Origin of the sequence: Streptomyces sp. L2 (assembly GCF_004124325.1) — a bacterium.
Lineage (GTDB): Bacteria > Actinomycetota > Actinomycetes > Streptomycetales > Streptomycetaceae > Streptomyces.
Genome location: NZ_QBDT01000001.1, coordinates 1,009,534 through 1,031,380, shown reverse-complemented (window position 1 = coordinate 1,031,380; position 21,847 = coordinate 1,009,534). Strand labels below are relative to the sequence as shown.

Sequence of the window (21,847 nt, the reverse complement as noted above, 5' to 3'; positions counted from 1 at the left end):
TGGGAGAGCCGGGGGGCTGGGGGCGGAGCCCCCAGGGGCGGTCACCACGGCGAGGGGCCCTGGACCAGCACCGGTCCAGGGCCCCTCGTACAAGCGCCGCAGGCTACGGCAGCTGCGCCGTTCGTGCCTCGCGGCGGTTGTCGCGGAAGTTGTTCACCCTCCGCGCCGTCGCGAACAGCGGGATCACCGCGCCCATGACCAGCTGCAGCGCGCACCCCGTCTGGAGGAGCAGCTGCCCGCTCGGCGCGTCGAAGGCCCAGCCGGCCAGGAGGCCCATGGAGAGGACGATCCAGCCGAGCATCGCGCCCGCGAGGCGGCCACGGGGCTTGGGGTACTCCACCCGGCTCACCATCAGCCACGCGGTCCCCAGGATCGCCAGCAGCGTCGCCACGAACGGCAGCTCCAGCAGCACGATCGAGACGACCGTCAGCGCGCCGAACGGCGACGGCATCCCCTGGAACACGCCGTCCTTCATCGTCACGCAGCTGAAGCGCGCCAGCCGGAGGACGACGGCCAGCAACACCACGATCGCTCCCAGCGCCGCCACCCTCTGGTGCGCGTCGTCGGCGACCATGCCGTAGACGAGGACGAAGTAGGCGGGTGCCAGGCCGAAGCTGATCAGGTCGGACAGGTTGTCCAGCTCGGCCCCCATCGGCGAGCTGCGCAGCTTGCGGGCGACCAGCCCGTCGAACAGGTCGAAGACCGCCGCGCACAGCATCAGGATGACGGCCGTGGCCGCGCTGTGCCGGGCCATGCCCGACTCCTGGCTGCCGGTGAGGTGCGGGATCAGGATGCCGGTGGTGGTGAAGTACACCGCCATGAACCCGCAGGTCGCGTTGCCGAGGGTGAGGGTGTCCGCTATCGACAGGCGGAGCGAGAGCGGCATCTCCTCCCCGTCGTCCACCTCGTCTGCCTCGGGCACCCAGCCCGCCTGGGTCTCCGGATCAATCACGGTCAATGCGAGTCACCCCAGCCACGGTCTTCTGTCCGACCTCGACCGCGACCTCCACGCCCTCGGGCAGGTAGAGGTCGACACGCGAGCCGAAGCGGATCAGACCGATACGGTCGCCCTGCTCGACCTTCGTGCCCTCGGGGAGGTAGGGCACGATGCGGCGGGCCACCGCGCCGGCGATCTGGATCATCTCGATGTCGCCGAGTTCGGTGTCGAAATGCCAGACTACGCGCTCGTTGTTCTCGCTCTCCTTGTTGAACGCGGGAACGAAGCCGCCGGGGATGTGCTCGACCGACGTCACCGTGCCCGCGAGGGGCGCGCGGTTGACGTGGACGTTGAGCGGGCTCATGAAGATCGCGACGCGGGTGCGGCCGTCCTTCCACGGCATGATGCTCTGCACCACTCCGTCGGCGGGCGAGATGACCCTGCCCCGGGCGATCTCGCGCTCGGGGTCGCGGAAGAACCACAGCATGCCCGCGGCGAGCGCGGTGGCGGGCACGGCGACGGCCTTGGCGGCGCCCGAGCGGCGGGCGCGGGCCAGGCTGAGGGCTGCGGTGGCGACGGTCGGGAGAAGCCACGGCGATGCTCCGCGCGCGAGGCGTGCGCCTACCAGGCTGTCGCGGTGTGCAGAGGTTTGGCTGTGGGGCATGGATGACCTTCGTAGCGGATGATGCCGCACAATAACGGGGGACGGCGGCTTTCCGGGGATCGTACCGGTCGCGGGCCACAACTGGGCAAGCCAGGAAGCGGAGTCGGCGGCCGAAGAGTGTCTACGGGGTGTGATCTTCTTCTCGAAGAAAACACCCCGTATCCGGACAATCAGCCCTGGAATCGATACTCTTCGAGCAACCTGCGCCCGATGATCATTTTCTGGATCTCGGCGGTACCTTCACCGATGAGCAGCATCGGGGCCTCCCGGTAGAGGCGCTCGATCTCGTACTCCTTGGAGAAGCCGTAGCCGCCGTGGATCCGGAAGGCGTCCTCCACGACCTCCTTGCAGTATTCGGAGGCGAGGTACTTCGCCATCCCTGCTTCGAGGTCGTTTCGTTCCCCGGAGTCCTTTTTGCGTGCCGCGTTCACCATCATCGCATGCGCGGCCTCCACCTTGGTGGCCATCTCGGCCAGCTTGAACTGGATGGCCTGGTGCTGGGCGATCGGCTTGCCGAAGGTGCTGCGCTGCTGGGCGTAGCCCACACCCAGCTCGAAGGCGCGCTGGGCGACACCGCAGCCGCGCGCGGCCACGTTGACCCGGCCGACCTCGACTCCGTCCATCATTTGGTAAAAACCTCGGCCGGTGACGCCGCCGAGCACCCGATCGGCCGGTACCCGCAGCCCGTCCATGATCAGCTCGGTGGTGTCGACCCCCTTGTAGCCCATCTTCTCGATCTTGCCCGGGATCGTCAGACCGGGCCGGACCTCGCCGAAGCCGGGCTCCTTCTCCACCAGGAAGGTGGTCATGGACTTGTGCGGGGCCGTGCCCTCGGGGTGTCCTTCGTCACTGCGGACCAGAACGGCCACCAGCGAGGACGTGCCGCCGTTCGTCAGCCACATCTTCTGGCCGTTCAGAACGTACTCGTCGCCGTCCTTCACCGCCTTCGACGTGATCGCCGACACGTCGGAGCCCAGCGCCGGCTCCGACATCGAGAACGCGCCCCGGATGTCGCCCGCCGCCATGCGCGGCAGGAAGTGGTCCTTCTGCTCCTGCGTGCCGTGCTGCTTGAGCATGTACGCCACGATGAAGTGCGTGTTGATGATGCCGGACACCGACATCCAGCCGCGGGCGATCTCCTCCACGCACAGCGCGTAGGTCAGGAGCGACTCGCCCAGACCCCCGTACTCCTCGGGGATCATCAGCCCGAAGACACCGAGCTCCTTCAGGCCGTCCACGATCGCTTGCGGGTACTCGTCGCGGTGCTCCAGCTCGGTCGCGACCGGGATGATCTCCTTGTCCACGAAGTCGCGGACGGTGGAGAGGATCTCCTGCTGGACGTCGGTCAGACCGGCGGTCTGGGCGAGACGGGCCATGGCTTACTTCTCCGACTTCTTCTCCGCGGGCGCGGACAGCTCCGGGCGGCCGGGCTGCTCGCCGCCGCGCTCCTTGATGTACGTCTCGGTCGGCACCATGACCTTGCGGCGGAACACGCACACCAGGGTGCCGTCCTGCTTGTAGCCCTTGGTCTCGACGTAGACGATCCCGCGGTCGTCCTTCGACTTGGACGGCCACTTGTCCAGCACCGTCGTCTGGCCGTAGATCGTGTCGCCGTGGAAGGTCGGCGCCACGTGCTTGAGCGACTCGATCTCCAGGTTGGCGATCGCCTTGCCGGAGATGTCCGGCACGCTCATGCCGAGCAGCAGGGAGTAGATGTAGTTCCCGACGACGACGTTCCTGCCGAAGTCCGTCGTCTTCTCCGCATAGTTGGTGTCCATGTGGAGCGGGTGGTGGTTCATGGTGAGGAGACAGAACAGGTGGTCGTCGTACTCGGTGACCGTCTTGCCCGGCCAGTGCTTGTACGTCGCCCCGACCTCGAACTCCTCGTAGGTGCGTCCGAACTGCATCGCGCTCAGCCTTCCGGGATCTCGAACTTGCTGGTGCGGCGCATGCCGGCCGCGCGTCCCTTGCCCGCGATGACCAGGGCCATCTTGCGGCTGGCCTCGTCGATCATCTCGTCGCCGAGCATCGCGGAGCCCTTCTTGCCGCCGGCCTCGGACGTGCAGTAGTCGTACGCGTCCAGGATCAGCTCGGCGTGGTCGTAGTCCTCCTGGGTGGGGGAGAAGACCTCGTTGGCGGCGTCGACCTGGCCGGGGTGCAGCACCCACTTGCCGTCGAAGCCCAGCGCGGCGGCGCGGCCGGCGACCTCGCGGAAGCCGTCCACGTTGCGGATCTGCAGGTAGGGGCCGTCGATCGCCTGGAGGTCGTTGGCGCGGGCGGCCATCAGGATCTTCATCAGGATGTAGTGGTAGGCGTCCGCCGGGTAGCCGGGCGGCTGCTCGCCCACGACCAGGGACTTCATGTTGATCGACGCCATGAAGTCGGCCGGGCCGAAGATGATCGTCTCGATGCGCTGCGAGGCCTGCGCGATCTCGTTGACGTTGTTCAGACCCTGCGCGTTCTCGATCTGCGCCTCGATGCCGATCCGGCCGACCTCGAAGCCCATCGTCTTCTCGATCTGCGTCAGCAGCAGGTCCAGCGCCACGATCTGCTGGGCGTTCTGCACCTTCGGCAGCATGATGCAGTCGAGGTTCGGCCCGGCGCCCTCGACGACCGTCACGACGTCGCGGTACGTCCACTCGGTCGTCCAGTCGTTGACGCGCACGACACGGGTCTTGCCCGTCCAGTCGCCCTCGTTGAGGAACTTGACAATGGTGTGCCGCGCCTCGGGCTTGGCGAGCGGCGCGCACGCGTCCTCCAGGTCCAGGAAGACCTGGTCGGCGGGGAGGCCCTGCGCCTTCTCCAGGAACCGGGGGTTCGAGCCCGGCACCGCCAGGCAGGAGCGCCGGGGACGGAGACGGTTGACGGTCATGCGGGGACCTCCAGGGGGTCGAGCTTGTTCGCTTTCCGGATCTCGTCGGCTATGGCGCCGATGATCCCGGTGATGTCGAAGTCCTTCGGGGTGAAGACGGCGGCGACTCCGGCTTCCCTGAGCTGGTCGGCGTCACCATTCGGGATGATGCCACCGGCGATCACCGGGATGTCTGTGGCACCGGCCACACGCAGGCGCTCCAGCACGTCCGGCACCAGCTGCGCGTGCGAGCCGGACAGGATGGACAGGCCGACCGCGTGCACGTCCTCGGCGAGGGCCGCGTCCACGATCTGCTCCGGGGTGAGCCGGATGCCCTGGTAGACCACCTCGAACCCGGCGTCACGCGCACGCACCGCGATCTGCTCGGCGCCGTTGGAGTGCCCGTCCAGGCCCGGCTTGCCGACCAGGAACCGCAGCTTGCCCACCCCCAGCTCGCGGGCGGTCGCGTCCACCTTGGCGCGGACGTCGGCGAGCGCCGAGCCGGCCTCGGCCGTGACGGCCACCGGCGCGGAGGACACCCCGGTGGGCGCCCGGTACTCGCCGAACACCTCGCGCAGCGCCCCGGCCCACTCGCCGGTCGTGACACCCGCGCGGGCGCACTCCAGCGTGGCCTCCATCAGGTTGCCGGTGCCCTTGGCCGCCTCCTTCAGCTTCTCCAGCGCCTTGCACGGACGCGGGTGGTTGAAGGGCGGCTGGTAGCGGGTGTCCCGCCAGCCCGTGAGCGCGTCGATGACACGGTTCTCGACCGCCGGGTCGACCGTCTGGATCGCCGTGTCCAGATCGGCGGTGAGCGGGTTCGGCTCGGTCGTCTCGAAGATGTTGACGCCGACGATCTTCTCCTGGCCGGACTCGATCCGGCCCCGCCGCTCGGCGTGCGAGGAGACCAGCTGCGCCTTGAGGTAGCCGGACTCGACGGCCGCCATGGCGCCGCCCATCTCCTGGATGCGGTCGATCTCCGCGAGGGACTCCTCGACCAGCTGCGCCACCTTCGCCTCGACGACGTGCGAGCCCTCGAAGATGTCCTCGTACTCCAGCAGGTCGCTCTCGTGGGCGAGCACCTGCTGGATGCGCAGGCTCCACTGCTGGTCCCACGGCCGGGGGAGACCGAGGGCCTCGTTCCAGGCCGGCAGCTGCACGGCACGCGCGCGGGCGTCCTTGGAGAGGGTCACCGCGAGCATCTCCAGCACGATCCGCTGGACGTTGTTCTCGGGCTGCGCCTCGGTCAGGCCGAGCGAGTTGACCTGGACGCCGTAGCGGAAGCGGCGCTGCTTGGGGTCCTGGATGCCGTACCGCTCCCGGGTGATCTTGTCCCAGATGCGGCCGAAGGCGCGCATCTTGCACATCTCCTCGACGAAGCGGACGCCCGCGTTGACGAAGAAGGAGATGCGGGCCACCACGTCGCCCATGCGCTCCTCGGGCACCTGCCCGGAGTCGCGCACGGCGTCGAGGACCGCGATCGCGGTGGACATCGCGTACGCGATCTCCTGCACCGGCGTGGCCCCGGCCTCCTGCAGGTGGTAGCTGCAGATGTTGATCGGGTTCCACTTCGGGATGTGGGAGACCGTGTACGCGATCATGTCCGTCGTCAGGCGGAGCGAGGGGCCCGGCGGGAAGACGTGCGTCCCCCGGGACAGGTACTCCTTGACGATGTCGTTCTGGGTCGTGCCCTGGAGCTTGGTGATGTCCGCGCCCTGCTCCTCGGCGACGACCTGGTAGAGCGCCAGCAGCCACATGGCGGTGGCGTTGATCGTCATCGAGGTGTTCATCTGCTCCAGGGGGATGTCCTGGAACAGCCGGCGCATGTCACCGAGGTGCGAGACGGGCACCCCGACCCGGCCGACCTCGCCGCGGGCGAGGATGTGGTCCGGGTCGTAGCCGGTCTGCGTCGGCAGGTCGAACGCCACCGACAGACCGGTCTGGCCCTTGGCGAGGTTGCGCCGGTACAGCTCGTTGGACGCCTCGGCGGTCGAGTGACCGGCATAGGTCCGCATGAGCCACGGCCGGTCCTTCTCCCGCCTGCCCGAGTCGGGCTGACGCTCTGTCATCGATGCCCCCCGTGTCTCAGATGTTGCGGAAGCGGTTGATGGCGTCGATGTGCTTGGCCCGCATCTCGGGGTCGCGCACGCCGAGGCCTTCCTCGGGGGCCATGCACAGCACGCCGACCTTGCCCTGGTGCAGGTTGCGGTGGACGTCGTAGGCGGCCTGGCCGGTGTCCTCCAGGGAGTACACCTTCGACAGGGTGGGGTGGATCTTGCCCTTGGCGATGAGGCGGTTGGCCTCCCACGCCTCGCGGTAGTTGGCGAAGTGCGAGCCGATGATCCGCTTCAGCGACATCCACAGGTAGCGGTTGTCGTACTCGTGCATGTAGCCCGAGGTGGAGGCGCAGGTGGTGATGGTGCCGCCCTTGCGGGTGACGAACACCGAGGCGCCGAACGTCTCGCGGCCGGGGTGCTCGAAGACGATGTCGATGTCCTCGCCGCCGGTCAGCTCGCGGATGCGCTTGCCGAAGCGCTTCCACTCCTTGGGGTCCTGGGTCTGCTCGTCCTTCCAGAACCGGTAGCCCTCGGCGTTGCGGTCGATGATCGACTCGGCGCCCATCGAGCGGCAGATCTCCGCCTTCTGCGGCGAGGAGACGACGCAGATCGGGTTGGCGCCGCCGGCCAGGGCGAACTGGGTGGCGTAGGAGCCGAGGCCGCCGCTCGCGCCCCAGATCAGGACGTTGTCGCCCTGCTTCATGGCGGCGCCGTTGCGGGAGACCAGCTGGCGGTAGGCGGTGGAGTTGACCAGGCCGGGGGCGGCGGCCTCCTCCCAGCTGAGGTGGTCCGGCTTCGGCATCAGCTGGTTGGACTTCACCAGCGCGACCTCGGCGAGGCCGCCGAAGTTGGTCTCGAAGCCCCAGATGCGCTGCTCGGGGTCGAGCATGGTGTCGTTGTGGCCGTCGGAGGACTCCAGCTCCACCGACAGGCAGTGGGCGACGACCTCGTCACCGGGCTTCCAGGCGTTGACGCCCGGGCCGGTGCGCAGGACCACGCCGGCGAGGTCGGAACCGATGATGTGGTACGGCAGGTCGTGCCGCTTGGTCAGCTCGCTGACCCTGCCGTAGCGCTCCAGGAACCCGAACGTCGAGAGCGGCTCGAAGATCGAGGTCCACACGGAGTTGTAGTTCACGGAGGAGGCCATCACGGCCACCAGCGCCTCGCCCGGACCCAGTTCGGGCAGCGGCACCTCGTCGAGGTGGAGGGACTTGCGCGGGTCCTTGTCGCGGGTCTGCAGGCCCGCGAACATCTCCGTCTCGTCCTTGTGCACGGTGATCGCGCGGTAGGACTCGGGGAGCGGCATGGCGGCGAAGTCGGCGGACGCGGCGTCCTGCGACTGGATCGCGTCGAGGATGTCCTTCACGGTCACGGTGTTGCCTCCGGCGAAGAGCGCCCTGAGCAAGAGGGGCGCTGAGGGTTGCGTCGGTGCTGCTGCGAGAGCTGCTGAGGGTTTCGGTGAGGGTGCCGTCGGTTCGGCGGGGTGGTGCTTCGGCAGCGCTTTGTGGCGCGGGAGGGTGCCTGTGACGCAGGCGTCCGGGCACGGAGGCGATTGGCCTGCGGGGACAGCCCGAACACCTTCAACGTATGACACCGCGTGTCACCCCGCAAGGCACTGAGTGCCAGAGATTGCTCTCAGGTGAAATCTTTACCTGACAGATGAGCGATGATCGATCGAATGGCCCCTCGAAGGAGGGTGGAAAGGGGCGCTGACATGCAAAAACGGCCACCCGTGGGGTGGCCGTTGTCACAGCGGGAAAAGCGCCTCGCTCAGGCTCAGCGCTCCTTGAGGGCCTGCTCGATGGTGCGCATGACCTCCTCCAGGGGCGCGTCGGTACGGGCGACCGTCACCAGCACCTCGCCGTCCACGGAGGCCGTCGTGGCGGCCGGCCGCGCGGTCGTGTCGCGCCCGGCGCCGATGCCCGAGCCGAAGGTCTTGCGGACGATCGCGAAGGCGTGGTCGAGCTGGTTCTCCACGTCGCCCTGGCCGCCGGCCCGCAGCCAGCGCCGCAGCACGTGGTTGTGGGCGGTGACCACCGCCGAGGCGGCGACCTCGGCCAGCAGCGGGTCGTCGTTGGCGTCGTCGTCGTGCGCGTGCTCGTCGAAGTGCCCGAGCAGATACCGGGTGAACAGCCGCTCGTAGCGGGCCACCGACGCGATCTCCGCCTCCCGCAGGGTGGGCACCTCGCGGGTCAGCTTGTAGCGGGCGACCGAGATCTCCGGCCGGGCCGCGTACATCCGCATGACCTCCTTGATGCCGCGGCACACGGTGTCGAGCGGATGCTCGTGCGCCGGGGCGGCGTTGAGCACGGCCTCGGCACGGACCAGAGTGTCGTCGTGGTCCGGGAAGATCGCCTCTTCCTTGGAGCGGAAGTGCCGGAAGAAGGTGCGGCGCGCGACCCCGGCCGCGGCCGCGATCTCGTCGACGGTGGTCGCCTCGTACCCCTTGGTCGCGAACAGCTCCATCGCCGCGGCCGCCAGTTCCCGGCGCATTTTCAGCCGCTGGGCCGCGGCGCGACTGCCGGCGGCACTTTCCGGCGCGTCGGGCTTGGCAGGGGTACGTGAGGACTTGGCGGGCTGGGACATGACCCGAACGTACTGCATGTGCCCAGCTCGACGCACAGGTCCGGGGTTTCTCCCGCCCGCGGGGGGCGGGGGAGAACCGGCGGGATCGAGCAGCCCGCCCCAGTCCGGGTCCGGCCGGAACCAGCCGCCGACGCCCTCAGCGGCGGGCATACTCGCGGAAGCCGCGGCCGGTCTTGCGGCCGAGGCAGCCAGCGGCGACCAGGTGCTCCAGCAGCGGCGCCGGGGCCAGACCCGGGTCGCGGAACTCGCGGTGCAGCACCTTCTCGATGGCCAGCGAGACGTCGAGGCCGACCACGTCCAGCAGTTCGAACGGCCCCATCGGGTAGCCGCCGCCCAGCTTCATCGCCGCGTCGATGTCGTCGAGCGACGCGTAGTGCTCCTGCACCATCTTGATCGCGTTGTTCAGGTACGGGAACAGCAGGGCGTTGACGATGAAGCCGGCCCGGTCGCCGCAGTCCACCGCGTGCTTCCTGACCTTCCCGCAGACCTCGCGGACCGTCGCGTGGACGTCGTCCGCCGTCAGCACCGTCCGCACGACCTCGACCAGCTTCATCGCCGGGGCGGGGTTGAAGAAGTGCATGCCGATCACGTCCTGCGGGCGCGAGGTGGCGCGGGCGCAGGCGACGACGGGCAGCGAGGAGGTCGTGGTGGCCAGGATCGCGCCCGGCTTGCACACCTTGTCCAGCGTCCGGAACAGCTGCTGCTTGATCTCCAGGTCCTCGGCGACCGCCTCGACGGCCAGGTCGACGTCCGCGAAGGCCTCGTAGGAACCCGCCGGGGTGATCCGGTCCAGGGTCTGCGCGGCGGCCTCCGCGGTCAGCCGGCCCTTGTCGACGGAGCGTGCGAGCGACTTGCCGATCCGGGCCTTGGCGGTCCGGGCCTTCTCGTCGCTGCGGGCGGCCAGGACGACGTCGTAGCCCGCCTTGGCGAAGACCTCGGCGATGCCGGACGCCATGGTGCCCGACCCCGCGACACCCACCGAGTGCACCGCGCGGCCCGGCGTGAGCGAGCCGCCCTCCAGCGGGGTCTGCGCGTCCCGCACGACCGTGGCGCTGCCCGGCGCGTCGTAGGTGTAGAAGCCGCGACCGGACTTGCGGCCGGTCAGGCCCGCCTCGCTGAGCTGCTTCAGGATCGGCGCCGGGGCGTGCAGCCGGTCGTGCGACTCGGCGTACATGGCCTCCAGGACCGTACGGGCGGTGTCGACACCGATCAGGTCCAGCAGGGCGAGGGGGCCCATCGGCAGACCGCAGCCGAGCCGCATCGCGGCGTCGATGTCCTCCCGGGAGGCGTACTTGGCCTCGTACATCGCGGCGGCCTGGTTGAGGTAGCCGAACAGCAGCCCGTCCGCGACGAACCCGGGGCGGTCGCCGACCGCGACCGGCTCCTTGCCCAGCTCGACCGCCAGGTCGGTGACCGCGGCGACGGCCTGCGGCGCGGTCAGCACCGAGGAGACGACCTCGACGAGCTTCATCGCCGGCGCCGGGTTGAAGAAGTGCAGGCCGAGCACCCGCTCCGGACGCGCCGAGTCGGCGGCGAGACGGGTCACGGACAGGGCGTTGGTACCGGTCGCCAGGATCGCCTCCGGCCGGACGATCGCGTCCAGCTCCCGGAAGACCTGGTGCTTGATCTCGTACGACTCCGGGACCACCTCGATGACGAGGTCGGCGTCGGCCACCGCGCCGAGGTCGGTGGAGGTGCGGACCCGGGCCAGGGCGTCGGCGCGCTCCTCACCGGTCAGCCGGCCCCGCTCCACGGAGTGGGCGGTGGCGGCCTCCAGGGCGGCGACCGCGGCGGCCGTCCGGGCCTCGCTGAGGTCGACGCCGATCACCTCGCGGCCGGCCGTCGCCAGCACCTCGGTGATGCCGGTGCCCATGGTGCCGAGGCCGACGACCGCGATCGTCTTCAAGGGGGACAGGGAAGGGTCGGACAGGGGAGTGGCCATCGCGGGACTCCAGGAATGAGGGGTGACGACGAGGAACGCGCCGGGTGCGCCGGAAGGCGCACGCCGGAGCGGAGAAGGAATGCGGGATGCGGGTGTTGCCGGGCCGCAGGTGCCCTCGGCAGGCGGAGTTCGCCTGCCGGTGGCACGGGCGCACACGCCCGGTGCCGTCCGTGCGGGGCGCGCACAACGCCCCGGAGCGGCTGACGTCCGACCGGCCCTGTCCCGGAGCCGGGTCGTACAGCGGTACCGAGGTACCGAACCGACCAGTGCCCGCGACGGCCGCGTCACCAGACCGCCGCAAGCGAAAGCGCGAGTGGGTAACTCGCTCGATTGAGCTTAACCGGCCGGTAACGAGCGCGCCAGCCCCCGGACTTTGTGATGTAGGTCCCCTCGGGGCCGCGGCCCGCCTACGCTGGGCGTCGTGGACGAAGAGTTGCGATCGCTCACGGAGCGCTTACGGCGGGAGTCGCAGGGGTCCGTGGCGTACGACCGGCTGCTGGAGACCGGGGACGCGGAGGTGCTGGCGGACGTGCTCACCGCGCCCGGGCAGCCGCTGTGGGCCCGGGAGCTGGCCGCGTTCCGGCTCGGCCGCGCCGGCGACCGGCGTGCCTTCGAGTCCCTGGTGCTGTTCCTCAACCACCGCGACGCCCCGCGCTGTGCCGCCGCCGCCCACGCCCTCGCCCGGCTCCGCGACCCCCGCACGGCCCGCGCGGCGGCCGCCCTCGCCACCAACGAACTCCGTGTCGCCTACGCCCTGCACCCGGTACGGCTCCTGGCCGAACTGGACGCCCCCGAGTCCGTGCCCGCCCTGATCACCACCCTGGAGCGGCGGCTCCGTCCGCACGACCCCTACCGCCGGGTGGCCCTCGCCTGCGTGGAGGGCCTGGGCGCGCTCGGCGACCCGAGGGCCCGGCGTGTGCTGAACGAGGCACTGGCCCACCCGGCCCTGGCCGAGGCGGCGGTCCACGCACTGGCCCGCATCCCGCAGCCACGGTGACCTGGGCCGGGCGCTCCAGGTCCTGTCGTCGAATTCCCGTCGTTAGCCCGGAGGGCGGGCCTCCGGCGTCAGGTGCGTGCTCTGGGGGGTCCCCCCGGCCGGAGGCTGGGGGAGTGCCGGGCCCTGATCCTCGTACTGGACGTACTCGGTTCAGGGCCCGGTGCGGCGAGTGGGGGCACCCCCGGCCGAAGGCCGGGGAGCGTGCACGGCGTCGTCGCGGGGCAGGCGGGAAGGTGACGACAGGGCCCGGCGGCCGTGCGTGCGACGGTGTGCGGGCTCAGCGGCGGTACCCCAGCAGGCCGTGCAGGGTCGAACCGCGGGACGACGTCGCGGCCGCCTTCGCCTCCAGCGGCTCCGGGTCCGGGGACTTCTGGCAGACGGCGTCCGCCTCCCCGGTCCCGCGCGGCACCGTGCCGTCGGTCAGATAGGCCGCCAGGTACCGGTCGAGGCAGGCGTTGTCGCTCAAGGTGATGCCGTGGTTGCCGCCGCCCTCCTCGACGACCAGGCTGGAGCGGGCCAGCAGGTGATGCGTCGTCACACCGCCCTCGTACGGCGTGGCCGCGTCGTCGGTCGCCTGGAACAGCAGGGCCGGGGGCAGCTTCGTGTTGGTGACGTCCACCGGCTGCCGCGACTTCGCCGGCCAGAACGCGCACGGTGCGTTGTACCAGGCGTTGTTCCAGGCCATGAGCGGAGCCTTCTCGTACACCTCCCAGGTGTCCGTCCGCCACCGCTCCCACGCCCGCGGCCAGGACGCGTCCCGGCACTGCACCGCCGTGTAGACGCTGTAACCGTTGTCACCGGCGGCGTCCACCGCGCCGAAGTTCTCGTACGCCTCCTCCAGCGGCCCGGTGTCCCCGTGGTGGACGTAGGCCGCGAACGCCTCGGCGAGGTAGGGCCAGTAGCCGTTGTAGTAGCCGCCCGGGATGAAGGTGTCCTCCAGCTCGGAGGCGCCGACCTTGCCGTCCGCCGGCTTCTTCGCCAGGGCCGCCCGCATCGCGTACCACTCGGCCTCGACCTTCTCGGGGTCCTTGCCCAGCCGGTACGTCGAGTCGTACTTGGCGATCCAGGCCATCAGCGCCCGGTGCCGGTCGTTGAACGCGTAGTCCTGGCCCAGGTTGTCCTGGTACCAGACGCCCCTCGGGTCCACGATCGAGTCCAGCACCAGCCGGCGCACCCGGTCCGGGTACAGCTTCGCGTAGACCGCGCCGAGATAGGTGCCGTAGGAGTAGCCGAAGTAGTTCACCTTGCGCGCGCCGAGGGCCTGCCGGACGGTGTCCAGGTCCCGGGCCGCGCTCACCGTGTCCATGTACGGCAGCAGGTCCGCGTACCTGCGGCCGCAGGCGGCGGCGAACGACCGCACGCGCGCGAGGGCGGCCTGCTCCAGCTCGGGCGTGGCCGGCACGGAGTCCGGCCGCACCGGGTTCGCGTACCCGGGCGAGCAGTCGAGGGCGGGCCTGCTCCGGCCGACCCCGCGCGGGTCGAAGCCGATGATGTCGTACTGGGACGCCACCGATGTGGGCAGGGCGGAGGCGACGAAGCCGGCGAGGGTGAGACCGCTGCCGCCGGGGCCGCCGGGGTTGACCAGCAGCGGCCCCTGGAAGGTCCGGGCGGTGTGCGGGACACGGGACAGGGCGAGGGTGATCTTCCGGCCGGTGGGGTCGGCGTGGTTCAACGGCACCTTGACGGAGGCGCACTGGAGCGCGGGGTAGTCGTCGGTGCCGCACTTCTTCCAGGCGAGTGCCGCCTGCCGGGGCACCGGCTTGGCCGCGGGGGCGGTCGTGTCGGCCCGCGCGGGCAGGGCCGTGACCGAGCCGGCCAGCATCGCGGCGGTGGCGCACAGCAGGGCTGCGCGAGTTCTCATGGGTCCTCCCGGGACGGAGGGTGGGGTGAACCGCGAGGTTCACGGTCCTCGCCGCATCGTCCCGGCGTCGGGGCCCCGAAGAACGTGATCTGTCCATACTTGACCCAAATGGGTCGAGGGATGCCCTCGAACGCGCTCAGATCAGAGTGAGTTGGGTCGGTTCCGTACTGGTCGATGCGGCACCGGACGGTCCCGTACCGACGGCGGGCGCGGCCGGCTCCGTCGTCTCGGCGGCCCGGATCCGGCGGGCCGCGCCCGCGCGCGTGGGCCCGATGCCGTACTCCTCGGCCAGCTCGTGCACCTGACGGGTGATCCGGCGCTGGTACCACTTCGGCGCGTAGGCGCCCTCCGCGTACAGCCGCTCGTAGCGGCGCACCAGGTGCGGGTGGTGTGCGCCGAGCCAGGCCATGAACCACTCCCGGGCGCCGGGCCGCAGGTGCAGCACCAGGGGGGTCACGGAGGTGGCCCCGGCCGCCGCGATCGCGCGCACCGTGGCTCGCAGCTGGGCCGGGTGGTCGCCGAGGAACGGGATGACCGGGGCCATCAGCACCCCGCAGCCGATGCCGTGCTCGCCGAGGGTGCGGACGACGTCGAGCCGGCGCTCGGGCGCCGGGGTGCCCGGCTCCACCGTGCGCCACAGCTCGGGGTCGGTGAAGCCGACCGACACGGATATCCCGACGTCCGTCACCCGCGCCGCCCGGGTGAGCAGGTCCAGGTCGCGCAGGATCAGCGTGCCCTTCGTGAGGATCGAGAACGGGTTCGCGTGGTCGGTGAGGGCGGAGATGATGCCCGGCATCAGGCGGTAGCGGCCCTCGGCGCGCTGGTAGCAGTCGACGTTCGTGCCCATCGCCACGTGGTCGCCCTGCCAGCGCCGGGAGGCCAGCTGGCGGCGCAGCAATTCGGGCGCGTTCACCTTGACGACGATCTGGGTGTCGAAGCCGAGGCCCGTGTCGAGGTCCAGATAGCTGTGCGTCTTGCGCGCGAAGCAGTAGACGCACGCGTGCGTGCAGCCGCGGTACGGGTTGACGGTCCACTCGAACGGCATGCGGGACGCGCCCGGCACCCGGTTGAGGATCGAGCGGGCCCGGACCTCGTGGAAGGTGATGCCGGCGAACTCCGGCGTGTCGAACGTGCGCGTCCTGACGGCGTCCGCGCCGAACAGCGCGGCGTCGGCCCGGCCGTGTTCGGGCTCGTCTGTGAGGTTCTCCCAGCGCATGAGGCCTCCTCGGTAGCACTGGGCCACAGAATAGAACATCTGTTCCCATGATCGTGCGACCCCCGATTTGGGCGGCCGGGCGCCGGGGTGGTTGGCTTGACCGCACTGGAGCAATGCCGAGCAGCAAGGTCCCTGGAGGAACGCAATGGCGCAGGTCGAGGCCACTACCGAGCGGGTCGTCGCGGCGGACGCGGAGAAGGTGTTCGACGCCCTCGCCGACTACCGCGGCACCCGGCAGCAGCTGCTGCCGGAGCACTTCAGCGAGTACGAGGTGCGCGAGGGCGGCGACGGCGAGGGCACCCTCGTCCACTGGAAGCTCCAGGCGACCAGCAAGCGCGTGCGCGACTGCCTGCTGGAGGTCACCGAGCCCACCGACGGCGAGCTGGTCGAGAAGGACCGCAACTCCTCCATGGTCACCACCTGGCGCGTCACCCCGGCCGGCGAGGGCTCCTCCCGGGTCGTCGCGACCACCGCCTGGAACGGCGCCGGCGGCATCGGCGGCTTCTTCGAGAAGACCTTCGCCCCCAAGGGCCTCGGCCGGATCTACGACGCGATCCTGGCCAACCTCGCCGCCCACGTCGAGAAGTAGCCGGCCCGCACCGCCCGCCGGACGGTGAAGGGGCGTCACCCCCTTCACCGGTTCGGGTGGTTCCCGCTTCGGATCGGGTTCGTCCCGTAACTAGCCGTACTTGCCCGCAGTTGCCGCCTTGCGCGGGGCAGGTGAGTCAGGTGCGACGAGGGGAGCGGGACGTGGGCGGGACGACTCTGGTGCGGGACGAACCCGCCACCGCACCCCACGGCGAACCCGAGGCCCCCGGGCCGGCCGGGACCGCCGGACTCGGCCCGCGCCGGATCCGGCTGGTGTTCACCGGACTGATGCTGGCCCTGCTCCTCGCCGCGCTCGACCAGATGATCGTCGCCACCGCGCTGCCGAAGATCGTCGGCGAGCTGCACGGCCTGGACAAGATGTCCTGGGCGATCACCGCCTACCTGCTCACCGCCACCGTCGGCCTCCCCCTGTACGGCAAGCTCGGCGACCTCTTCGGCCGCAAGGGCGTCTTCCAGTTCGCGATCCTGGCCTTCGTCGTCGGCTCCGCGCTCGCCGGACGCGCTCAGACCATGGACCAGCTCATCGCCTTCCGCGCGGTCCAGGGCGTCGGCGCGGGCGGCCTCATGATCGGCGTGCAGGCGATCATCGCCGACATCGTGCCGCCCCGGCAGCGCGGGCGCTACATGGGCCTGATCGGCGCCGCCTTCGGACTCGCCTCCGTCGCCGGCCCCCTGCTCGGCGGCTACTTCACCGACCACCTCTCCTGGCGCTGGTGCTTCTACGTCAACGTGCCCTTCGGCCTGATCACCCTGGCCGTCGTCACCGTCGTACTGAAACTGCCCAAACCCGCCGCGCGGGGCCGCCTCGACGTGCCCGGCGCGCTGCTGCTGGCCGCCGCCTCCACCTGCCTGGTGCTGCTCACCAGCTGGGGCGGCACCGGGTACGCGTGGGGCTCCCGGACCATCCTCGGCCTCGGCGCGGGCGCCCTCGCGGCCGTCCTCCTCTTCGTCCTCGCCGAGGCCCGCGCCGCCGAACCCCTCATCCCGCTCAGGCTGTTCCGCGACTCCGTGTTCACCGTCACCGGACTGGTCGGCCTCGTCATCGGCGTCGCCCTGTTCGGCGCGGCCAGCTATCTGCCGACCTTCCTGCAGATGGTCGACGGCGCCAGCGCCACCGAGTCCGGGCTGCTGATGCTGCCCATGATGGCCGGGATCGTCGGCGCCTCGATCGTCTCCGGGCAGCTCATCAGCCACACCGGCCGCTACAAGATCTTTCCCCTGACCGGCGGCGCCCTGTCCGCCGTCGGCATGTGGCTGCTGTCCCGCCTGGACACCGACACCCCGCGCCTGCACTACAGCGTCTGGATGGCCGTCCTCGGCGCCGGCATCGGCCTGGTCATGCCCGTCCTCGTCCTCGCCGTGCAGAACTCCGTCCGCCCCGCCGACCTCGGCACCGCCACCAGCGCCAACAACTACTTCCGGCAGATCGGCGGCAGCGTCGGCGCCGCCGTCTTCGGCACCCTCTTCGCGGGCCGGCTCACCGACGCCCTGCACCGGGAGCTGCCCGCCCACGCGGGCGCCCGGCTGCCCGACGCCGAGTCCCTCACCCCGCAGCTCGTCCACACGCTGCCGCCGGCGCTGCGCGACGCCTACATCCGCGCCTACGCCGACGCGATGCCCCGGATCTTCCTCTACCTCGTCCCGGTGCTCGTGCTCGGCCTGCTCATCGCCTTCTTCCTCAAGGAGAAACCGCTGGTGTCCCACAACGCCCCCGCCACCGATCCGGAGACCGGCCGGGCCAAGGCGGCCGTCCCGCAGGCCCGGCCCCGGCCCACCGCCGAGGGAACCGCCGCGCCCCGTCCGCCCCACCCCGCCGGAGTCCCCGTCTGCGGCGCCGTGCGGCACGCCGACGGCACCGTCGTGCCCCGCGCCGCCCTCACCCTCATCGACGTCGCCGGAGCGCAGATCGGCCGGGGCGCCAGCGGCGACGACGGGCGCTACGCGCTCGCCACCCCCGGCTCCGGGTCGTACGTCCTCATCGCCGCCGCCGGCGGCCACCAGCCGCAGGCCGTCTCCGTGACCGTCGGCGAGCGGCCCGTGGAACTCGACGTGGTCCTCGGCGGCGCCGGACGCCTCGCCGGCAGCGTGCTCACCGCCGACGGCACCCCCGTCCGCGACGCCACCGTCACCCTCACCAACGTGCACGGCGAGGTCGTCGCCAGTACCCGCAGCGGCCGCGAGGGCGGCTACCTCATCACCGAACTGGTCGCCGGCGAGTACACCCTGGCCGCCAGCGCGCCCGCCTACCGGCCCGCCGCCCTCCCCGTCAGCGTCCAGGCCTCCCGGGAGACCCGCCAGGACGTCGAACTCGCGGGCGGCGCCGTGCTGAAGGGCACCGTCCGGGCCGGCGGCGGGCGACCCGTCGAGGACGCGCGCGTGACCCTCCTCGACGCCGCCGGGAACGTCGTCGACACCCTCACCACGTCCGCCGACGGAACGTTCCGGTTCGTCGACCTCTCCTCCGGCGAGTACACCGTCATCGCCGCAGGTTACCCGCCGGTCGCCACGGTCCTGCAGGTCGCCGGCGGCGGCCGCACCGAACGGGACCTGCTGCTCGGGCACGAGGACTAGACCGCAAGCGGAACGGACACGCCCGAGTGATTCCGGGGTGCCAATTCCCGGATTGCCGCACATGGCGAGCGGCGCTCGCCGTACCGTAGGGGCGGGCGGCACAGATCGTTTACTGAACAGCCGTGGGGAGAGAGGGCCTGGGCCATGGACCGTGGCAGCGAGCGGGACGCACCCCCCAGCCGCGGTGCTGGGGACGGCGCGCCGGACCCGGCGGCGGCCGGCCGGATTCCGCTGGCCGTGGTGGTCGTCGACCGCGACGGCCTGGTGTCCCACTGGAGCACCGGAGCACGACGCCTGTTCGGCATGAGCAGGGACGAGACCGTGGGCCGGCCCGCCGTCGACCTGCTGCCGGTCTCCGGCGCGTTCGCCGACGACCAGCGCGGCGACCCCATGCCCGACGACTGCTTCGAGGGGTACGACGGCCTCGGCCCCGACCTGGAGGCGTCCCTCGGCGGACGCACCGACTACCCCACGGCCGGCCGGGCACGGGTCGCCGCACCCAAGGACGAGCGGTCCGGCACCGGCTCCACCGGCGAGGCCCGCCTCGACGTGCTCTGGTGGGCCTACCCCCTGGTCGGCCCCGGACCGGCTCGGCTGCTGGTCCTCGCCGCCGACGCCACCCGCCTCCAGCAGGAACGCGGCTTCGACGACGAGAGCGCCGAACGCATCTCGCCCGGCTTCGCCCGCCACACCGAACTGCCCGCCCCCGAGGACCTGGAGCGGCGCCTGCCCGAGATCCTGCCCAACATGGGCCCCGGACTCAGCAGCCGCATCGTCTCCCAGGTCCTCGAACTCGGCTACCCCGTCCTGGAGTTCAGCCAGTTCGAGCGGGTGCCCGTCACGCCGTACTGGGGCGTGCCCCGGCGCGCCGGACACCTCCGCCCCGAACCCGTCCTGCCGCAGCAGCGCACCGCACCCGTGATCCCGGCCGGCGCCGAACGCGACCTGGAGTACCTCGCGGTGCGCGAGCGGCTGGAGTTCCTCAACGAGGTCAGCTCCGCCATCGGCACCTCCCTCGACCTCGGCGAGACCATCCGCGAGGTCACCAGCGCCGCCGTCCCTCGCTTCGCCGACTTCGCCGGCACCCATCTGCGCGCCGCCGTCCTGGCCGGCGAGGGCTTCCCGGACGGCCCGCCGGACGCCAGCACCGTGATGCACCGCGTCTGGGTCGAGCACAACGACGAACCCGGCCGCTGGGACGACACCGTGCCCGTCGGCGAGGCCTTCGCCTTCCCCGAGCACACCCCGTTCTTCCAGTGCATGGTCACCGGTGAACCCGTCGTCATCCCGCAGATCAGCGAGGAGATGGGCAACCGCATCGCGGGCGAGTTCGAGAAGCGCGACCTGCGGCCCCTCATCACCGGCCGCTCCCTGCTGATCGTGCCGCTCAAGGCCCGCAACGTCGTCCTCGGCTTCATGGTGCTGATGCGGCGGCCCGGCCGCGCCCAGTTCGACGACATGGACCACACCACCGGCGCCGAACTCGCCGCCCGCGCGGGCCTCGTGCTCGACAACGCGCGCATGTACACCTACCAGGAGAACGTCGCCGACACCCTCCAGGACAGCATGCTGCCGCAGGTCGCGCCGCGCATGGCCGGCTGCGACGTGGCGACCCGCTACCTGCCCGGCACCCGGCTCGGCCGGATCGGCGGCGACTGGTTCGACACCATCAAGCTCGGCGGCTCCCGCACCGCCCTCGTCGTCGGCGACGTCATGGGCCACGGTCTCAACTCGGCCGCGATGATGGGCCAGTTGCGCACGGCCGTGCAGACGATGGCCGCCATGGGCACCCCGCCCGCCCAACTGCTGCGCAACCTCGACGACCTGGCCCGCCGCCTCGGCGAGAACTACCTCGCCACCTGCCTCTACGCGGTCTACGACCCCATCCGCGGCGAACTGCACATGGCCAACGCCGGACACATCCCGCCCGTCCTGGTGCGGGCCGCGGACGGACGCAGCGAACTCCTCGACCTGCCCACCGGCGCCCCCATAGGAGTCGGCGGCGTCCCCTTCGAGGCCAAGGTGGTCCGGGTCGCGCCCGGCGACCGGCTCGTGCTGTGCACCGACGGCCTGGTGGAGGTGCGCGGCTCCGACATCGGCGAGGGCCTCGCCGCGCTCTGCGAGTCCGCCGCGCACCCCGCCGCCTCCATGGACGACGCCTGCGACACCATCATCCGCGCCCTCAACACCCGCGGCGGCCGCAAGGACGACGTCGCCCTGCTGATGGCCCGGCTCAACGGCATCCCCGACGACCACGTCGCCGAGTGGCAGTTCGACGCCGACCCGCGCGAGGTCGCCCGCGCCCGCCGCGTGGTCCGCGAGCGGCTGCTGCGGTGGGCGCTGCCGCAGCCCGTGGACACGGCGGAACTCCTGGTCAGCGAGGTCGTCACCAACGCCGTACGGCACGGTGGGAGCGGCCGGATCGGGCTGCGGCTGGTCCGCACCGACGCCCTGCTGTTCGAGGTCACGGACGACGAGCCGGCCCTGCCCGCCATGCTCAACGCCCGCCCCTACGACGAGTTCGGCCGCGGCCTGCGCGTGGTCAGCCGGCTGGCCCGCGAATGGGGCGCCAGCGCCACCGGACACCGCAAGACCGTCTGGTTCGAACAGGCCGTCAACCGGACGTCGTAGGACACCTGATCAGGGGGCGCACCCGCATCGCGCGCCCCCCGGCAGGTGTCCGGAGCCAGCACATCCGGTGAAGGTGGGCCCCCACCCCTTGCCGAAAACACACCCGTCGCGATATCCCGATCACGGAACCGACCCGTGGGGAGATCGAATGAACGTCTCGGAGAACTACCGCAACGCGTGGGAGAGTTACTGGAGCGAGACCTCCGACGCGCCCGGTGAGGCGATCTGGGACGCCGATCCCTCCCTCACCTCCCAGCCGCACAGCGAACTGTTCCTGCCGTACGCCGACACCAGCCGCACCATCGTCGACCTCGGCTGCGGCAACGGCACCCAGACCCGCTACCTCGCGACCCGGTTCGCCAAGGCCGTCGGCGTGGACCTCACCCACGCCGCCGTCGAGCACGCCCGCCGCGCCGCGAACGGCACCGGCGTGGAGTTCCAGCAACTGGACCTCACCGACATCGACGCCGTCCGGGCCCTGCACACCCGGCTCGGCGACAGCCACGTCTACATGCGGGCCGTCATCCACCAGAGCGAACCCGCAGCCCGCTCCCGGGTCGCCGCCGCCGTCGCCGAGATCATCGGCGCCGAGGGCCGGGCCTTCGTCGTCGAGCTGACCTCGGGCTCCCGGGAGGTGCTGCAGCGGGCCGCGGCCGACCCCGGCGGTCCCGGACCCAAGCTGCGCCGGGTCTTCCACCACGGACTGAAGCCCGCCGACGCCTCCGACGACGAGATCCCCGCCCTGCTGGGCGAGGCCGGCCTCACGGTCCTCGCCAGCGGCGACACGGCCCTCGCGCAGACCGAGAACCTGGCGGACGGCACCCGCATCGACCTGCCCGCGCGCTGGTTCGTGCTGGCCGGAAAGTGAGGGAACGGGTGGCTCCGTGCCGCTGAGCGTTTCCGCGCCGCCGGGGTCGTAGCCGCCGAC

General features: G+C 71.2%; 16 protein-coding genes. 5 read left to right on the top strand and 11 right to left on the bottom strand.

Going from position 1 to position 21,847, the window contains the following annotated elements; genetic code table 11:
* Window positions 1-103 precede the first annotated feature (103 nt).
* The 9 genes from pssA to DBP14_RS04450 all read right to left on the bottom strand — a co-directional run bounded on the left by pssA (window position 104) and on the right by DBP14_RS04450 (window position 11,034).
* On the bottom strand, window positions 104-922 hold the full coding sequence (pssA, locus tag DBP14_RS04490; RefSeq protein ID WP_129311670.1) for a CDP-diacylglycerol--serine O-phosphatidyltransferase: 819 nt from the start codon (window positions 920-922) through the stop codon (window positions 104-106).
* Window positions 923-944: 22 nt separating this feature from the next.
* Window positions 945-1,601, bottom strand: a complete 657-nt coding sequence (locus DBP14_RS04485; RefSeq protein WP_129305748.1) for a phosphatidylserine decarboxylase — start codon at window positions 1,599-1,601, stop codon at window positions 945-947.
* A 170-nt stretch (window positions 1,602-1,771) separates the two neighbouring features.
* Window positions 1,772-2,977 carry an acyl-CoA dehydrogenase family protein gene (locus DBP14_RS04480; RefSeq protein WP_129305747.1) on the bottom strand — a complete coding sequence of 402 codons (1,206 nt, stop codon included), beginning with the start codon at window positions 2,975-2,977 and terminating at the stop codon, window positions 1,772-1,774.
* 3 nt (window positions 2,978-2,980) lie between these two features.
* Window positions 2,981-3,508, bottom strand: a complete 528-nt coding sequence (locus DBP14_RS04475) for a MaoC family dehydratase (protein ID WP_129305746.1) — start codon at window positions 3,506-3,508, stop codon at window positions 2,981-2,983.
* A 5-nt stretch (window positions 3,509-3,513) separates the two neighbouring features.
* A complete protein-coding gene (locus DBP14_RS04470; RefSeq protein ID WP_129305745.1) occupies window positions 3,514-4,473 on the bottom strand; it encodes a CoA ester lyase in 960 nt (319 codons plus the stop codon).
* Window positions 4,470-6,518: a protein meaA gene (locus DBP14_RS04465; RefSeq protein WP_129305744.1), complete on the bottom strand. Its 2,049-nt coding sequence runs from the start codon at window positions 6,516-6,518 to the stop codon at window positions 4,470-4,472. Before DBP14_RS04465 ends, DBP14_RS04470 begins: the two co-directional genes overlap by 4 nt.
* Window positions 6,519-6,534: 16 nt before the next feature.
* Window positions 6,535-7,872 (bottom strand): crotonyl-CoA carboxylase/reductase, encoded by a 1,338-nt coding sequence (gene ccrA / locus DBP14_RS04460; RefSeq protein ID WP_129311669.1) that lies wholly within the window; start codon window positions 7,870-7,872, stop codon window positions 6,535-6,537.
* Window positions 7,873-8,282: 410 nt separating this feature from the next.
* Window positions 8,283-9,092 (bottom strand): TetR family transcriptional regulator, encoded by an 810-nt coding sequence (locus DBP14_RS04455; RefSeq protein WP_206739201.1) that lies wholly within the window; start codon window positions 9,090-9,092, stop codon window positions 8,283-8,285.
* Window positions 9,093-9,228: 136 nt separating this feature from the next.
* On the bottom strand, window positions 9,229-11,034 hold the full coding sequence (locus tag DBP14_RS04450; protein WP_129305742.1) for a 3-hydroxyacyl-CoA dehydrogenase family protein: 1,806 nt from the start codon (window positions 11,032-11,034) through the stop codon (window positions 9,229-9,231).
* Between the two features lie 421 nt (window positions 11,035-11,455).
* Here DBP14_RS04450 and DBP14_RS04445 point away from each other — a divergent pair, with 421 nt between their 5' ends.
* Window positions 11,456-12,031: an adenylosuccinate lyase gene (locus tag DBP14_RS04445; protein ID WP_129305741.1), complete on the top strand. Its 576-nt coding sequence runs from the start codon at window positions 11,456-11,458 to the stop codon at window positions 12,029-12,031.
* A 277-nt stretch (window positions 12,032-12,308) separates the two neighbouring features.
* Here DBP14_RS04445 and DBP14_RS04440 read toward each other — a convergent pair whose 3' ends face one another.
* Together DBP14_RS04440 and DBP14_RS04435 are read right to left on the bottom strand one after the other, a co-directional pair.
* On the bottom strand, window positions 12,309-13,892 hold the full coding sequence (locus DBP14_RS04440; protein ID WP_129305740.1) for an alpha/beta hydrolase: 1,584 nt from the start codon (window positions 13,890-13,892) through the stop codon (window positions 12,309-12,311).
* A gap of 136 nt (window positions 13,893-14,028) precedes the next feature.
* Window positions 14,029-15,108 carry an Rv2578c family radical SAM protein gene (locus tag DBP14_RS04435; RefSeq protein ID WP_241740797.1) on the bottom strand — a complete coding sequence of 360 codons (1,080 nt, stop codon included), beginning with the start codon at window positions 15,106-15,108 and terminating at the stop codon, window positions 14,029-14,031.
* Between the two features lie 145 nt (window positions 15,109-15,253).
* Between DBP14_RS04435 and DBP14_RS04430 the strand changes: the two genes are divergently transcribed.
* The 4 genes from DBP14_RS04430 (at window position 15,254) to DBP14_RS04415 (ending at window position 21,787) form a co-directional block, all read left to right on the top strand.
* On the top strand, window positions 15,254-15,697 hold the full coding sequence (locus DBP14_RS04430; protein ID WP_129305739.1) for an SRPBCC family protein: 444 nt from the start codon (window positions 15,254-15,256) through the stop codon (window positions 15,695-15,697).
* A gap of 161 nt (window positions 15,698-15,858) precedes the next feature.
* Window positions 15,859-18,288: an MFS transporter gene (locus tag DBP14_RS04425; protein ID WP_129305738.1), complete on the top strand. Its 2,430-nt coding sequence runs from the start codon at window positions 15,859-15,861 to the stop codon at window positions 18,286-18,288.
* A gap of 144 nt (window positions 18,289-18,432) precedes the next feature.
* Entirely contained in the window at window positions 18,433-20,919 is a 2,487-nt protein-coding gene (locus DBP14_RS04420; RefSeq protein ID WP_129305737.1) for a SpoIIE family protein phosphatase, read from the top strand.
* A 148-nt stretch (window positions 20,920-21,067) separates the two neighbouring features.
* A complete protein-coding gene (locus DBP14_RS04415) occupies window positions 21,068-21,787 on the top strand; it encodes a class I SAM-dependent methyltransferase (protein ID WP_129305736.1) in 720 nt (239 codons plus the stop codon).
* The last annotated feature ends 60 nt before the right edge of the window (window positions 21,788-21,847 follow it).